This window comes from Kitasatospora cinereorecta, from assembly GCF_024172095.1.
Classification (GTDB): domain Bacteria; phylum Actinomycetota; class Actinomycetes; order Streptomycetales; family Streptomycetaceae; genus Kitasatospora; species Kitasatospora cinereorecta.
This window is the reverse complement of sequence record NZ_JAMZDX010000005.1, coordinates 759512-772930: the sequence shown is the minus strand read 5'-3', so window position 1 is coordinate 772930 and position 13419 is coordinate 759512. Positions and strand designations below refer to the sequence as shown.

Sequence of the window (13419 nt, the reverse complement as noted above, 5' to 3'; positions counted from 1 at the left end):
TCACGATAGGGCTCGCCTTGTCGGCCCGGCAGGGGCGGGGGATCGTGGAAGGCGACGGTACGGGCAATGCGGACGGTCGAGGCCGAGGGGGCCGCCGGGAGTACGCCATGACGTTTGTCCAGATCGTCGACTGCAAGACCGACCAGGTGGACGCGCTCAACAGCCTGATGGACACCTGGGTCGAACAGACCAAGGGCCGGCGGACCGCCGCCCGCTCGATCGTCGGCACCGACCGGGAGAACCTGCGGCACGTCGTCGAGATCGTCGAGTTCCCCTCCTACGAGGAGGCGATGCGCAACTCCGACCTGCCGGAGACCGACCGCGTCTTCCGCGAGATGGTGGCGCTCTGCGACGAGCCGCCCACCTTCACCAACCTCGACGTGGTCCGCGACGAGCAGCTGAACAAACTGCTCGCGACCCGCTTCTTCGAGATCGCCAACGGTCCGGACGAGGCCGGGCTCGACGAGTTCGTGGCCGAGGACTACCGCGACCACGACCCGGCCGCGCCGCGGCAGAGTGCCAGCCGCGAGGACCTCCGGCGGGTGATGCGGATGTGGAAGACCGGGTTCGACTTCCGGATGACCGTCGAGCACATGATGGCCGACGGCGACACGGTCTGTTGCCGCTGGAGCATGACCGGCAAGCACACCGGCGAGTTCATGGACCTGCTCGCCACCGACAAGGTGGTGGAGATGACCGGCATCACCACCATGCGCTTCCAGGACGGGATGCTCCGGGAGGCGTGGTGGCAGTACGACAACGCGGGCCTGATGAAGCAGCTCGGCCTGATCCGGATGTGATCAGGTCAGGTGGCCCGACAGCTTCCGGCCGTGCTGCTGGTTGCTGACCGTCATCGTGCACGTCGCCTGGCGCATCCCCTGCTGGTAGTACTGCAGGTACGGCCCGAGCGGGAAGCCGAAGTACGGCCCGCCGCCGCCCTGGCGCTGCTCCCGGTCGGCCAGCGGGGCCTTGCACAGGTCGCGCAGCGCGCGGCCGATCTGGGTGTCGCTGGTCAGACCGTCCGGCAGCACCACGTCGGCGATCGCCTCGCCGTCGTGGGGCTGCTCGCAGGGGCGCTCCTCGGCCTTGGTGATCACCTCGCTGAGCTGCGGGTGGTCGAAGCAGGTGCCCGGCGTGAAGTACGGGTACGGCAGCGCCGTGGACGGGCTGGGGGAGGGCGCCGCACTGCTCGGCGCCGGCGGCGGCGCGGCCGCCCGGTGCTTGCGTGCGTCCGGCCACAGCCACAGCGCCGCCCCGGCCACCAGGACCAGCACGGTGAGCACGGTCGCCATCACCCGTCGCGGCTGCACCGCGACCACCCCCCTCGACTCGCCGACCGCCATTGTGGCGGGCGTCCGGGCCCGCCGTCAGCGGTTTGCCGGTCCCCGGTCCTCCAGTGCGGCCAGGTGGCGCTCGACGGAGGCGACCTTGGCGGTCAGGCCACCGGTGACCCCGACCCGGTCGTCGATCTTGATGACGGTGGAGACCCGGTTGCTGTGGGCCTTGACCGCCTCGATCGCGGCCCGCACGACGGGCATCACCTCGTCCCAGTCGCCCTCGAGGGTGGTGAACATGGCGTCGGTCCGGTTCGGCAGGCCGCTGTCGCGCACCACCTTGACCGCGGCGGCCACCGCCTCCCCGACGTCCTCGCCGATCCCGAGCGGTGTCACCGAAAACGCGACGATCATTTCCCCGGCCTCCCGTTGCTGACGGTCGATCGGGTCCACCCTACGGTCCGTCACTGGTCCGGGTCGGGCCAGAGCTGGAAGGCCGCGTCCCGGACGTCCGGGAGCGGGTGGTCGCGCAGCACCGCCAGCACGGTGCGCCAGGCCGGCGACCACTGGGTCCGCGGGCCGACCGCGGCGGTCAGCGTGGCGGCGAACAGCCCGCCGGCCAGCGTGCCGTCGGCGGCCAGCGGCCGGGCGGCGGCCAGGGCGTGCTCGGGATCCACCGTGTTGACGACGTTGAACCGCAGGTGTTCGGCGGTGGCCACGGCCAGGGCCGGCCGGTCCGCCACCAGGTCGGCCAGCCGGGCGAGTTCGCTGCTCAGGCCGGGCGCGGCCGGGTCGATGGCCAGGACCGACCGGTGGACCGCGAGCGGCAGCAGGGCCGGTACGGCGGCGAGCATCCCGACGAGGGTCCGGTCGACGGCCCGGCGGTCCTCGGCCGACCGGTCGTAGGACCACAGGCCGCCGAGCAGTGCGACCACCCGCCGACGGGCCGGGTGGTCCCGGCCCGGGCGGCTCTCCTCCCCGGCGGCGACCGCGGCGAGCAGCGTGGCGAGGGTTCGCGCCATGACGCTGCCAGGAGCGAGGCCGCCGAGCGGGTGCGGCGCGTCGGACAGGGCGATCCGGCAGAGCACTGAGGCCGCCGTGGACCAGCCCTCGGTCCGGTCGAGCGCGGTGACCCGGTCGGCGAGGTCGGTCACCGCGTGCGGGGCGTGGCACGCCCAGTCGGCGAGCCGGCCCATTGCGGTGGCCGCGGTCGTGAAGTCCGGATCGGTGGCCATCCGGGCGACCAGGGCGGCGTAGCGGGGACGGGCCGCGGCGGGCAGCTCGTGCGGGCGGACCCCGTCCAGCGCCGCCGTGCGCAGCTCGCCCGGGCCGCTCGCCGCCTCGTCCAGCACGTCCCACAGCAGCAGGTCGGCGAGCCGGGCGGTGATCTGCTCCACCACGACGACCCGGACGTCCAGGTACTGCTCCGGCGCCCGGAACGCGGCGCGCAGGTGCTCGGCGGCCAGGGCCGGTGGCAGGTGCTCGGCGAGCAGCCGGACGGCCTGCTTGCGGCTGGTCACCTTGGCGGAAGGGTCGAGCGCGATCCGGCCGAGCGGGCCGGCGAGGTCTTCGGCCGGGGTGTGGCGGGCGGCCCGGGCGGCCGCGTACATCCCGACCCTGGCGCGGTCGTCACCGGCGTGGGCGAGCAGGACGGGAAGGGCCTCGCCCGGGTGCTCGGTCCAGGGCAGGGCGGTGAGCGCGGCCTCGGCGAGCAGGGTGTCCGGGCCGGCCGCGTACCGCCGCAGCAGGGCCGTGCCGTGGACCGGGAGGTGCGCGGCGGTGCGCAGGGCGGCGGCGCGCTCCTCCGGGGTCAGCGCCGGGTCCTCGACGGTGCGGGCGAGCCGTTCGGCGGCCGCTGCCACCTGGCGGGGGACCAGCCGGTCGGCGGCGGTCAGGTCGGGCGGTGCGGCGGCGAAGCGGCGCAAGGCGCCCGGTGCGACGGCCGGTACGGCGTCGAGCAGGTCGGTGCGGACCCGGGTCAGCACGGCGCGGACGGCCGGCAGTGCCTCGGCGGACGGCTCTCGGTCGAGCAGCAAGGCGACCCGGTCGGCGCGGGTGGCGGGGTCGGCCAGCAGGTGGGCGGCGGCCCGCTCGAAGGCGGTGTCACCGCCGTCGGTGAGGACGCGCTCCAGCAGCGCGGCGAGGCCGGGCGCGTGGGCCGCCCGCGGGCCGAGGGCGTCGGCGACCGCCAGCAGCAGCCGGGCCTCGCGGGTGGCGGCGGAGCGCTCCAGTGCCGGGTGGAGGGCGGCAGGCACTACGGGCTCGCGGCCCGCGGGAAGGGTCAGAGGCGCGCCGGCGGTCCGTTCCAGGGTGGCGACGGCCCAGTCGAGCAGGGCGGGGGCCGATCCTTCGGCGTGGGCGCCGAGCACGGCCGCGGCGAGCCGGACCAGCGCGGCGCGGGTGCTCGGAGAGCAGTCGCGGGCGGTCAGCGCGTCCTCGGTCAGGCGGGCGAGCGGGGCGGCGGCGCTGTCGTCGAAGCGGGCGGGGGAGACCGCGGCGACCGCCTCCAGGGCGTCCACGCGGACCAGGTCCTGCTCGTTGCGCAGCCGGGCCAGCAGGTCGAGCGCCTCCGTCAGGGCCTGCGGCTCCCCGGAGAGGACGGCCTGGCGGACCAGCTGGGACCAGGCCCAGCCGCGTTCCCAGGCGTTGGAGGCGTGGGCCTCCGCCAGTATCTTCGATCGCGTCTCGGCGACCGGGAGCAGGATGAGCAGGTGGGTCTGCTCGGCGTCGGCCGCCAGCGCGGCGCGGGCCCGCTCCTGCCGCTCGGCCAAGGGCAGCAGCACGAGAAGGTCGGAGTACATGCCGAGCCGGACGGCGTCGGGCGTGGCCAGCTCGTCGAAGAAGGCGGTCCGCCGCCCCGGGGGCAGGAGGCGCAGCAGCGGCTCGCGATCCTGGTGAAACTGCCCGGCGAACTCGACCAGCCCCTCGGGCCGGGCCTCGACCAGCCGCCGCAGCGCCGAGCGGCGCAGCGGCGGGTCGTGCCGGGTCCAGCCGACGGCGTGCAGCAGCCGCAGCGTCCGCGCCGGGTCGGCCGCGGCGAGGTCGCCGAGCCGGTCGCGCACCGGGCGGGGGAGCCGGCGGACGGGGTAGCGCTCCAGCAGCTCCAGCACCCGGACGGGCCGGTGGGCGGCGGCCGCCGCCAGACCGCGGGCGTGCCACCCCCAGAACGCCGTCCGCAGGCCGTACGGCAGGTCGGCGAGCAGGCCCTCGGCGGCGTCCAGGACGGCGTCGGGGTGGCGGTGGCCGAGCGAGCCGGAGAAGGTCACCGCGTGCGCCAGGCCCGGCAGCTCGCGGGCCACGAACGGGGCCGAGCAGAGCGGCAGCAGCCGGGTCGCCTCGGCGGCGGACCCGCGCTCCCGCAGGGCCGGTACCAGTCGCTCGGCCAGCGCGCCGCGTCCGGAGCCCAGGACGGCGTGCAGCAGCTCGGCCCGGACCGCGGTCGGGGCGGTGAGCACCGCCCGCTCGACGGCGGCGTCCGGGACCGGCAGGGTGCGCACCGCCCGGTGGGCGTATCGGCGGACCACCCGGTCCGGGTCGGTGAGCCGCTCGGCGAGGTGTGCGGTGTGCCGTCCGGCGAACGCCGCCAGCGCGGCGAGCCGCCGACCGTACGGTCCGTGGTCGGCCAGGTCGGCCAGCAGATCGGTGAGTTCGGCGGATTCGAGGGCGGCCGCGGTGCGGGCCACCTCCCGCAGCCGGAGCGGATGGGGCAGCGGATCGACGGCCGCGAGCAGCCGGTCGGCAAGGAGCAGAGGCATCGGCGGGGATTCTGCCCGCCGGGAGGCCCGGCCGCACCGGGTTTTCCCGGTAGTACCCTGAGGACGGCACGACCCGGGTTTGAGGGGTCGATTTTTCATGCGAGTCGGAATCGTCGGGCACGAGGGGCTCTCCGAGATCTCCGAGATGCTCATCCGGGGCGAGCTCTGGCGTCTGGTCACCTCCTACGGCGCGTACGACCTGGTCGGCATCGGCACGCTGGCCGAGGGGCCGGAGCGCTGGTTCGCGCAGGCGGTGCTGGACCACGGCGGGAAGATCGAGGCCATCGTCTCGGCCACCGCCGGCCGGATCGGCGCCTTCGGCGGCCCCGGCTGCAGCCGCACCCGGCAGCGGCTGCTCAACGAGGCGAACGCCGTGCACCGGCTCGCCCCGCTGGAGGTCGGCGGGCTCGGCGACGACACCTGCGGCGCCCTGGTCTCGATGGTCGAGGAACTGATCGCGGTCTGGGACGGCACCCCCGACTGCCCGGCCGCCCGCGTGGTCGAGGCGGCCGAACGCGCCGGGCTGTACGTCCAGGTGGTCTGGCCGGGCGGCTGCGAGAGCCCCCGCCCCTGAAGCCCGTCGCAGGAAGCGGGAAACAGCCGTGAGCCACAGTCAAATCCGGTGCGAAGTATGCCGACACGGGTGATATCTCAAGCAATCAGGCGGTGAGCGAACTACAGGCTCCGTTCCGGACCGGTGCGCCGTGTGCAGCGGATCGGCCCCACGCTAGGGTCCTCCTCGGCAGTCGTCATGATCATGTGACTGTTTGTCGATTAATTCATTGGAGAACCCATGGGGGCGTGGCGTATCCGAACGCCGCTGGCGAGATGGCGGAGAGGGGGACATCCTTGGGTGTCCTTCATAGCCTTCTTGTCCGTTCTGACAACTCTGATCGTGGCTCCGTCCGTCGAGGCGTGGGCTGCGGTGCGACCGCACGGGAAGGTGTGGTCGCCCGGAACGCCCTTGACCGGTCAGAAGCCGGTCAAGGGCAAGGATGTGAAGCCGGGCAAGCTGCCGGCGCCGAAGTTCCAGGTGCCGGGCGAGTGGAAGCCCGCCGCGCCGGTGGCGGCGGCTCCGGCCGGTTCGGCGACGGTCGCGCTGCCGGACGCCGCGCCGGTGCAGGCCGGTCGGCTGCCGGTGAAGGTGGCGCAGGGCGACCACGACCCGGTGCGCTCGGTGCGCGTCGACATGGCGGGCGCGGACCAGGGCAAGGCCGCCGGTGTGACCGGTCCGGTCGTGGCGCTGACCGATGCCGACACCTCGTCCGAGCAGCGCAGCGTGAAGGTGGCGCTCGACCTGAAGACGCTTCAGGGCGCCGGTTGGGCGGACCGCGCGCGGCTGGTGGAGTTGCCTGCCTGTGCGTTGACGACGCCGGACCGCGCGGAGTGCCAGAAGCAGACACCGGTGGCGTCGAACGTGGACCCGAAGACCGGTGTGCTGACCGCGCAGGTCACGCTGCCGGCGGCGTCCACGGTGAACGGGGCCGCGCTGCCGGCAGGTTCCGAAGGCCGAGCGGTCCAGGCGTCGTTCGTCCAGGCGGCGGCCACCTCGGCCGCGACCGTGCTGGCCGCGACCACCGCGGCGAGCGGCCCGATGGGTGGCTACACGGCTTCGCCGCTGTCCTCCTCGGCGGCGTGGGGTTCGGGTTCGAACGTGGGCAACTTCACGTACTCGTACCCGATCCCGACGCCCGCCTCGATCGGTGGCGCCGGCCCCGCCCTCTCGCTGGGCTACGACTCGTCGATGGTGGACGGCAAGACGTCGGCGCAGAACGCGCAGGCGTCCTGGGTCGGTGAGGGCTGGGACTACCAGCCGGGCTTCATCGAGCGCTCCTACCGGTCCTGCGACAAGGACGGCATCACGGGGTCGGGTGACACCTGCTGGGGCGGCCAGAACGCCTCGCTCAGCCTGGGGGGCCACTCGGGCACGCTGGTGCACGACGACACGACCGGCGCCTGGCATCTGCAGGGTGACGACGGTTCGAAGGTCGAGCAGCTGACCGGTGCGGCCAACGAGGCCCGGGGCGGTGAGTACTGGCGGGTGACCACGTCGAACGGCATCCAGTACTACTTCGGCCAGAACCACCTGCCGGGCGGCAACCACAGCGACCCGGCGACGAACTCGGTCGAGTACGTCCCGGTGTACTCGCCGAAGAGCGGGGACGACTGCTACGACTCCGCCAAGGGCAACGGTTCGTGGTGCCAGGAGGGTTGGCGCTGGAACCTCGACTACGTCGTGGACACGCACCAGAACCTGATCACCTACAGCTACCAGCAGGACCTCAACTACTACGCGCGCGGCGGCGGTCAGAACAACGGCAGCGGCACGCTGACCGCGTACGTCCGCTCCGCAGAGGTCACCCAGATCGCCTACGGCCAGCGCCTGCCGGAGCAGCTCGCCGCGAACGGCGGCGTGAAGCCGGCGGCGAAGGTGCTGTTCACCACCGCCGAGCGGTGCACGGCCTCGGGTTCGGTGACCTGCACCACCGCGCAGCGGACCAAGGCCAACCAGTCCAACTGGCCGGACAGCCCGCTGGACCAGGACTGCCCGTCGACGGGTACCTGCACCAACTACTCGCCGACCTTCTGGTCGCCGCTGATGCTGTCGAAGATCGAGACCCAGGTCCTGGTCGACAGCGCGTACCGGGGCGTGGACTCGTGGGAGCTGAAGCACACTTTCCCGGACCCGGGTGACGGCACCAAGCCGTCGCTGTGGCTCTCCTCGATCGTGCGGACCGCGACCAACGGGCAGCCGGCGATCTCTCTGCCCGCGGTCTCCTTCACCGCGCGTGAACTGGCCAACCGCGTGGACGGCCTGACCCCGGCCCAGCCGGCGTTCAACCGTCCGCGGATCCAGCAGATCACCACCGAGACCGGCGGCCAGATCAACGTGGTCTACGCCGACCCGGAGTGCTCGCGGGTCAACAACCGGATGCCGTCCTCCGAGGACGGCAACACCATGGCCTGCATGCCCGTCCACTGGTACCTGCCCGGCCAGTCGGCCACCGACCCGGTCAACGACTGGTTCAACAAGTACCTGGTCACCGCCGTCACCGAGCAGGACGCCGTCACCGGCACCACGCTCACCAAGTCGACCGACTACACCTACGGCGGCGGCGCCGCCTGGCACCGCAACGACGGTGAGTTCACCGACCCCAAGGTGCGCACCTGGGACGACTTCCGCGGCTACCAGACGGTCACCACGACCACCGGCAGCGGCAACGCCGGCGAGGCGCCCAAGACCCAGGGCACCGTCACCTACCTGCGCGGCATGAACGGCGACTACCTCGCCAACGGCAGCACGCGCAGCGTCTCGGCCTCGTTCACCCCGTACCCGGGCGCGAACCCGGTCACGGTGACGGACGACAAGTGGCGTACGGGCAGCGTGCTCGGCACGCAGGGCTTCGACCGGGCCGGCGGGTCGGTGCAGACGGCGTCGTCCACCGTCACGTCGAACGACGTGGTGACGGCGACGCACAAGCAGCAGAACGGCATGCCGGACCTGGTGGCGCGCTACCAGAGCACCGGCACCACGGCGTCGTCCTGGACGAAGCTGTCCAACGGGACGTGGCGGAGCACGAGTTCGGTGACGAGCTTCGACCCGAACAACGGCAACCGCCCGTTCCAGGAGGACGACAAGGGCGACGGCACCGCCGACGCTCCGGAGATCTGCACCACCACGAGCTACGCGACCAGCAGCAACCCGCTGATCCGCACGCTCACCTCGGAGGAGAAGGTCGTCGCGGGCCCCTGCGGGACCACTCCGAACGCCGACAACACGCTGAAGGACACGCGGACCTTCTACGACGGCAAGGCCTTCGGCCAGGCCGGCGGTACGACGGACCCGACCAGCACCTGGGCGGTCGACTCCTACGACGGCTCCGGCACCCCGCAGTTCGTGCAACTGGCCTCGTCCGCGTTCGACGGCTACGGCCGGGTGACCTCGGCGGCGGGCCCGGACGGTGTCACCCAGCAGACGGCGTTCACGCCGGCGACCGGGGCGATCCCGACCAAGGTCACGCTCACCGGCCCGATGGGGGCGTCCTGGGCCACCTCGCAGACGATCGATCCGGGACGCAGCGTCCCGCTGGTGTACACCGATGCGAACGGCAACGCCGGCACCAAGCAGTACGACGCCCTCGGGCGGCTGACCGCGGTGTGGCAGCCGGACCGGGCGACCAACCTGAGTCCGAACTACAAGTTCTCGTACGCGATCAACGGTGTCACCGCGCCGACCGTGGTCACCTCGCAGGCGATCAACGAGGACGGCAGCTACCAGACCCAGAACGAGCTGTACGACGGTCTGGGCCGACTGCGTCAGACCCAGGCCACCCCGGCGACCGCTGGCGCCGGCCGCCTGATCACCGACCGGGTCTACGACTCGCACGGCTGGGTGGTCAAGAAGTCCGCGGCGTACTTCGACAGCGCGAACCAGCCGAACGGGACGGTCTACGGTCCGCAGGACTCGCAGGTCCCGGCCCAGGACTGGATCACCTACGACGGCATGGGCCGCACGGTCACCGACGCGTTCATGTCCTACGCCCAGCAGCAGTGGGTCTCCACCACCGCCTACCCGGGCGCGGACCGCGTCGACGTCACGCCGCCGCAGGGCGGTACGCCCACCAGCACGGTCACCGACGCGCGCGGCCGCACCACCCAGTTGTGGCAGTACCACGGCAGTTCTCCGACCGGTGTCGCGGCCGACGCGGACGTCACCACGTACGCGTACACCGCGGCCGGTCAGCCGCTGACCAGGAAGGACGCCGCCGGCAACACCTGGAGCTACACGCACGACCTGCGCGGGCGCCAGACCTCGGTGACCGACCCCGACACCGGCACCGTCACCACCACGTTCGACGCCAACTCCCGGGTCGCGTCGACCACGGACGCCAAGGGCAACACGCTGGCGTACTCGTACGACGTGCTGGGGCGGAAGACCGGTCTGTACAACGGGAGCGTCTCCGCGGCGAACCAGCTCGCGGGCTGGTCGTACGACACCGTGCCGAACGGCAGGGGCATGGCCGCCTCCTCCACCCGCTACGTGGGTGGCGCGGCCACGGGCAAGGCCTACACCCAGGCCGTGACCGGGTACGACGCGATGTACCGGGTGCTGGGCACGAGCGTGACCGTCCCCGGCGGTCCGACCGGCGAGGGCGCTCTCGGTGGCACCTACACCTCGAGCAACACCTACACGCCGGTGCTCGGCGCGCTGGACCACACCAACCTGCCGGCGGTGGGCGGCCTGCCCGCCGAGGAGGTGGACTACCTCTACTCCACCACCGGCCTGCTGATCGCCTCCGGCGGCAACTCCACCCTGGTCACGGACGTCCAGTACGACGCGATGGGGCGGCCGACCCGCACCACCGTGGGCGACTGGGGCAACCAGGTCGTCTCCACCCAGAACTACGACTGGGCCACCGGACGGCTGGTGAGCTCCTTCCTGGACCGCCAGACCGGCACCACCTCGCTCGACCAGTTCAGCTACACCTACAACCCGGCCGGCCGGCTGACCTCGGTGAAGGACCTGCAGAACGCCTCGGCGACCGACCTGCAGTGCTTCACCTACGACCACCTCGGCCGCGTCACCAACGCCTGGACCGACACGGCCGGCACCTCCACCAAGGCGGCCCCGTCCGTCCCCGGCGTCGGCGGCTGCAACAACGCCGGCGGCCCGGCGATGAACGGCACCACGCCGAGCGTGGGCGGCCCGGCGCCGTACTGGCAGACGTACTCCTACGACGTCACCGGCAACCGCACCTCGCTGGTGCAGCACGACACCACCGGCAGGACCGCCAACGACGTCACCACCACCCAGACCTTCAACCCCGCGGGCACGGTCAACACCAAGACCGGCGCGCCGAACACGGGCGGCGGCACGGGTGGCCCGCACGCGCTGGTGTCGACCTCGACGAAGTCGGCGTCCGGCACGGTGGCGACCGGCTACCAGTACGACGCGATGGGCAACACCACCAGCGTCACCGACACCACCGGTACCACCACGCTCAGCTGGAACGGGGAGGACAAGCTCGACTCCGTCAGCAGGACCGGTCAGAGCCAGGGCACCTCGTACCTGTACGACGCGGACGGCAACCAGCTGCTCCGCCGCGACCCCGGCAAGACCACGCTCAACCTCGGTACGGACGAGCTGACGCTCGACACGTCCGTGCCCAACGGGTCGATGACCGACGTCCGGTACTACGCCGGCTCGGGTGGCATCACCATCACCCGGGTCACCGCGGCCACCGGTGGCGGTCAGCTGGTCTACCAGGCGTCCGACCCGCACGGCACCAACGGCGTCCAGATCGGCACCGATGCCGCGCAGACGGTCACCCGGCGCCCGACCGACCCGTTCGGCAACCAGCGCGGCACCCAGCCCGCGCCGGGCAGCTGGGCCGGTGACAAGGGGTTCGTCGGCGGCACCCAGGACGACGCCACGGGGCTCACCAACCTCGGTGCCCGTGAGTACGACCCCGTCCACGGGCGGTTCCTCAACCCGGACCCGCTCCTGGCCGAGGGCAACCCCCAGCAGTGGAACGGCTATGCCTACAGCGGCAACGACCCGCTGAACAGCAGCGACGCCAGCGGCCTGGTCTCCGTCAGCGACGGACGACTCGCCGACTACTGCAACGCCAACCCCACCTCCTCCAACTGCACGACCGGCGGACCGTCGACCTCGCAGCCGATCACGACCACCAACGGAACCGCCGGCACCGACACCGGCAACAGCGGTGACGGCGGAGGCGGCGGAGGCGGCGGTGGTGGTGGCGGCGGTGGTGGCGGCAGCCACGACAGCGGCAAGAAGAAGTGCGGCGGCTTCAGCGGCTGGCTGAAGTGCAAGGCGAAGAGCGCCGTCCACACCGTCGTCAAGGCCGTCGAGGACCACCCGGTCATCGCCGCCATGGTCGTCACCGCGGTGGTCGTCGGCGCGGCCGCGTGCATCGTCGCCTCGGGCGGCGCGTGCGCGGGTGTCCTCGTCGCCGCCGCCGAAGGCTTCGCCGGCGGCATGGAGGTCGGCAGCCTGTCGGCCGCCGTGGCCGGAGCAGCCATGGGAGCCGCCGCCGAAGGCGGACTGGCCCTCGGGGCGACCGCAGTGGCGGCCCTCGGTGCCGGAAAGGCCGCGGCGGCACTCGAACAGGACGCCGGCAAGGCAGCCTCCACGGGTCCTCGCACCTCGGAGCCCACCACCAAGGAACCCACCTCCAAGGCCAAGGCCGCCCGGCCGAGCAACGAGAGCGGGAACCCGGGGTGCAAGAACAGCTTCCCGGCGGGCACCCAGGTCCTCCTGGCCGACGGCACCACCAAGGCGATCGACCAGGTCGCCATCGGTGACCAGGTCGCCGCGACCGACCCGCAGACGGGGACGACGGCGTCCAAGCAGGTGACGGCCACCATCGTCACCCCGAACGACCAGGAGTTCACGGAGCTGGTCCTCTCGGCCGCGGCCGGGCCCCGCGCCCCGCCGACCGGTGGGACCAGCACCCTCACCTCCACCCAGCACCACCCGTTCTGGGACGCCACCACCAAGCGGTGGACCAACGCCGCCGACGTCGAGCCCGGCGACCAGCTGCTCGCCTCGGACGGCCGGCTCGTCACGGTCGCGTCGGTGCACAACTACCGCACCGCCGACCGGACCGCCTACAACCTCACCGTCGACCAGCTCCACACGTACTACGTGCTGGCGGGCGCCACCCCGGTGCTCGTGCACAACAGCACCTGTGCGCGCTTCACGGTCGACAGCCAGGGAACCACGAGCGACGCGAACCTCCAGGCTTCGCCCGGCCGTACGAACCTGGCGAGTGAGCAGGCCACGCACCACATCCTCTACGGCGGGCAGAAGGCCGACGGGTCCTGGAGCGGTGGCCACATGGCACCCGGAAACCCCGGCAAGTCGACCTTCCCCGAGTCGTGGTCCGCGGACGACATCATGGAACACGTCTCCGACATCGCCACGGATGTGAATTCTCGTTGGCTGGACGGCGGCCCAGGAGGCGCTGCCCTCACCCGCGCGGGCAACCCCGCGAAGTTCAGGGTGTTCGGTGTACGTAACGGAGTGTGCATCCGTGTCGCCGTGGAACCCTTGGGCAGGGGGATCATCACCGCCTTCCCGGACCCTGGAGCATGTTGATGATCGACGACAGACTGCGCGAACTGGCCGCCATGCTCTCGACGCACGTCCCGGCATCCATGGTGGAGATCCTGCTCTCCTACGTGGAGGCGAACGAGGCCGAGATCGGACTGGAGACCCTCTGTGATCTCCTGGCCGACGCGGAGCAGCCGCTCAGCTCGGCCGAGGTGGGCCTGATCCAGGAGCTGGGTCGAGTCCTGGCACTGCCGCCCGAACGGGTCGAGCAGATCGAGGAACTGAACACCGGCGAATAGGGGCACCCGTC

7 protein-coding genes are annotated in these 13419 nt (G+C 72.4%); 4 read left to right on the top strand and 3 right to left on the bottom strand.

The genetic code is table 11. The features are described from left to right. Positions 1-107: 107 nt before the first annotated feature. Positions 108-800, top strand: coding sequence for an ester cyclase (locus FHR36_RS29080; protein ID WP_253801860.1), 693 nt, complete (start codon positions 108-110; stop codon positions 798-800). Here FHR36_RS29080 and FHR36_RS29075 read toward each other — a convergent pair whose 3' ends face one another. The 3 genes from FHR36_RS29075 to FHR36_RS29065 are packed head-to-tail and all read right to left on the bottom strand — an operon-like array spanning position 801 to position 5029. Then, a complete protein-coding gene (locus tag FHR36_RS29075; RefSeq protein WP_253801858.1) occupies positions 801-1310 on the bottom strand; it encodes a hypothetical protein in 510 nt (169 codons plus the stop codon). A gap of 57 nt (positions 1311-1367) precedes the next feature. Beyond that, positions 1368-1688: an MTH1187 family thiamine-binding protein gene (locus FHR36_RS29070; protein ID WP_253801857.1), complete on the bottom strand. Its 321-nt coding sequence runs from the start codon at positions 1686-1688 to the stop codon at positions 1368-1370. 50 nt (positions 1689-1738) lie between these two features. After that, on the bottom strand, positions 1739-5029 hold the full coding sequence (locus tag FHR36_RS29065) for a hypothetical protein (RefSeq protein WP_253801855.1): 3291 nt from the start codon (positions 5027-5029) through the stop codon (positions 1739-1741). 97 nt (positions 5030-5126) lie between these two features. Between FHR36_RS29065 and FHR36_RS29060 the strand changes: the two genes are divergently transcribed. From FHR36_RS29060 to FHR36_RS29050, 3 genes are all read left to right on the top strand, one after another. Then, the gene (locus FHR36_RS29060) at positions 5127-5603 is read left to right on the top strand and encodes a hypothetical protein (RefSeq protein WP_253801853.1); all 477 of its coding nucleotides are present in this window, start codon (positions 5127-5129) and stop codon (positions 5601-5603) included. A 390-nt stretch (positions 5604-5993) separates the two neighbouring features. Beyond that, positions 5994-13154 carry a polymorphic toxin-type HINT domain-containing protein gene (locus FHR36_RS29055; RefSeq protein ID WP_253801851.1) on the top strand — a complete coding sequence of 2387 codons (7161 nt, stop codon included), beginning with the start codon at positions 5994-5996 and terminating at the stop codon, positions 13152-13154. Continuing rightward, entirely contained in the window at positions 13154-13408 is a 255-nt protein-coding gene (locus FHR36_RS29050) for a MafI family immunity protein (protein WP_253801849.1), read from the top strand. The genes FHR36_RS29055 and FHR36_RS29050 overlap by 1 nt, the downstream gene beginning before the upstream one ends. Positions 13409-13419: the final 11 nt, after the last annotated feature.